Origin of the sequence: Photorhabdus khanii NC19, assembly GCF_000517265.1 — a bacterium.
Taxonomy (GTDB): domain Bacteria; phylum Pseudomonadota; class Gammaproteobacteria; order Enterobacterales; family Enterobacteriaceae; genus Photorhabdus; species Photorhabdus khanii.
This window is the reverse complement of the sequence record NZ_AYSJ01000011.1, coordinates 126,492-129,006: the sequence shown is the minus strand read 5'-3', so window position 1 is coordinate 129,006 and position 2,515 is coordinate 126,492. Positions and strand designations below refer to the sequence as shown.

Below are 2,515 nucleotides of genomic sequence, written 5' to 3'. Positions count from 1 at the left end.
CCATNNNCTAAATACGGGNATTGACCCGCAAGCCTGCCCGCCATAAGGCAGGATGCACGGTCAGGGAATAATGGCTGCGATGGCGGCCGGTGGTTTCCTGCTCAAACCGGGTGACAATGCCGCTGACACAGCGTTCCGGCTGCCCGTCACGGTAGACGGTGAGGGTGGCGTCATTATCCAGCACATCGGCAAAGTCAATATCGGGGTCGGCGCTGGTGAGGGAGGCTTCCAGACTGAAGAGGGTTGACAGGGCTTCATTGAGGGTAAATTCAACCACTGCAAAAGTTTGTGTCGGGAGATTGCCCACGGTGAGGGTAAAAACCCGTCCTGAATGTGCCATTATTGTCTTCCTGATTGAGTGATATTGGGACGGCGGTCATGAATAAGGGGGTTAACATCGTCATANCTAATCGTCTGTATGATTGATTGAGAGGCTCATCGGGTCGTTTGCATGGGTTGTGCGGTTAGCCCGGCTTCTCGGTTTTTTTCTCAGTGCCGGTGAGACGGCGTGCCCCTGTTCGACTGCGGCGGCGAACTGACGCAGCAACTCTTCCAGCGGCACCTCGGGGTTGTGGCGGGTTTCGTTCAACCAATATTGACGCTGCCACCCCCAATGACCACGCCGCCACAACTGACGGCATCACCGGTTCTGGCCGCGGGTTTGCCATCAATAAAAACTGTGCTGGAGCCACTGGCAATGGTTCGTGGATGAGAGGAATGGGGGGCTAAACTATCGCCTTGGCGGGCCAGCGGAATACCGTCGGCTTTCACACTGGTGGAACCGGAAATCACCGGTGTGGCTTCACAATCATCATGTGCGGTACCGATATCACCGATTTTTACTGCATTTCCCATCGTGTTTTCCTTATTTAAGAGAAATAAAGGTTATCTTGAAATATGATTTTTCTATTGGTTAAATAGGGATAAACCCTCTTTGTTTTTCATATGATTATCGGGTTAAAATAAATCTTTTTCCATCAAAACGATATTTTGGATTTAATAGTGTCTTGTTTTTATTGTTATTTTTATCAATAAATACAAGTGGTGAAGGAGACATAAAAACAACCCGGCCATCAAGAGAGATATCAATTTTAGATTGACTAAAATTTAAAGGTAAAAGCCGAAGATCAGGTGAATTTATAATTTCATCTAACCCTATTGATGAAAAATAATCATCATTATTTCCACCATTAGCGCTGACTGATTCATTTAGAAATTCTTTATGTAGCTGCTTCAATCCGTTAAGATCCTTGTTTTTTAATAACTCCCAGTATTCTTTATAAGCGTTAATAAGAGACAATTGATAGACTTCGGGTAATGAGTCTATAACATTATTTTCTTTTGAAAATTGATATGAGTTTACCCAGTTCCATACAGGGTAATCATTCTTTATATCAAATTGTTGTGATGATTCATAATAATGCATTTCATTATTGTGATTTATCTTATTACGATCTAATAACCTTGCTAATTGTTCATTGATAGAATTTATTTCAAGAGATGAATCAGAGGTATTATGCTCTATACTATCATTAGGATTATATTTTATACTCATAACTGGCTTTAGATCAGGCGTTTCGAATCTGTTTCTTGCTGCTAGTGTGAAGTGACATGTTGAACCAGAATCGAAAATGTCCTTTTTTATATCAGGTGACTGAACTGATGACTGAGCATAAAATTGTATTGTATTATTTTTAGGTTTTAGATATTCACCTATACCAATTAGTGTGTTCATCGGTTCTTTATCATAATATGAAATGATCCTCATTCCATTAATGAATAACTCAATTGAGCATTTGTTAACTTCAATTTCTAACCTGTAATCAATGGGTTCTATTCTGTTATTCATAGAGTTTTCATCCTTTTTAGATAATCCCGTTATGGGTAACATAAATAATAATATCGCTAGGAGATTTTTATGATTAATCATGATGTTTTCTTATTTGAAATCAATAAAATAGAGTGGTCCAAATTCATCTTTATCGCATATCATCACATCTGCTTTGATTAGTTTCGTATTTGTTCCATGGTTACTTCCTTTATTACCAGCCATTGATTGGCTGGTTGAATCTTCATTATATTTTTCACATAATCTGCTTTTACTTCCACCTCAAATAAGCCTGGATACCCTCATGTGAAAAATAAGTTCGGAATCCTCCCTCATCACATTTCATTCCCGGTGACAGTGCGGTGTCAAGTCCGCCCGTCGCGGTAAGCATGCCTTTTATACATAAAATTCTGACTCCTGCTTCCTAGCCCGCTTTAAGTTTTAAAGAGAATTTGTTCACTAGTTCTCCTATGACCTTTCCCTCATTAGCACTCTTTTTTAGAGTAACTGCCCCATTTAGAATTTCCCCAGAAATAATAAAATCGAGACCCAACAACCCTCAGGGAGTTACTTTTCCTGTTTTCCGATCGGGAAATTTCTCGTTTTGCTCTTCCATTAACTTTCTGAGATCCTGCCTTTTTTGACCCCCATCGGGGGTGCCTTTTTTCGCAATCACGACATTAATGA

At 40.4% G+C, this 2,515-nt stretch carries 4 protein-coding genes; all 4 read right to left on the bottom strand.

All coding sequences use genetic code 11. The features are described from left to right. Positions 1-7: 7 nt before the first annotated feature. Positions 8-340 carry a contractile injection system protein, VgrG/Pvc8 family gene (locus PTE_RS10420; RefSeq protein ID WP_036846022.1) on the bottom strand — a complete coding sequence of 111 codons (333 nt, stop codon included), beginning with the start codon at positions 338-340 and terminating at the stop codon, positions 8-10. A 66-nt stretch (positions 341-406) separates the two neighbouring features. Next, on the bottom strand, positions 407-631 hold the full coding sequence (locus tag PTE_RS25455; protein WP_131601479.1) for a hypothetical protein: 225 nt from the start codon (positions 629-631) through the stop codon (positions 407-409). Further along, entirely contained in the window at positions 586-855 is a 270-nt protein-coding gene (locus PTE_RS10415) for a type VI secretion system PAAR protein (protein ID WP_036846019.1), read from the bottom strand. Before PTE_RS10415 ends, PTE_RS25455 begins: the two co-directional genes overlap by 46 nt. A 94-nt stretch (positions 856-949) precedes the next feature. After that, entirely contained in the window at positions 950-1,930 is a 981-nt protein-coding gene (locus tag PTE_RS10410) for a hypothetical protein (protein ID WP_036846016.1), read from the bottom strand. Between the last annotated feature and the right edge of the window lie 585 nt (positions 1,931-2,515).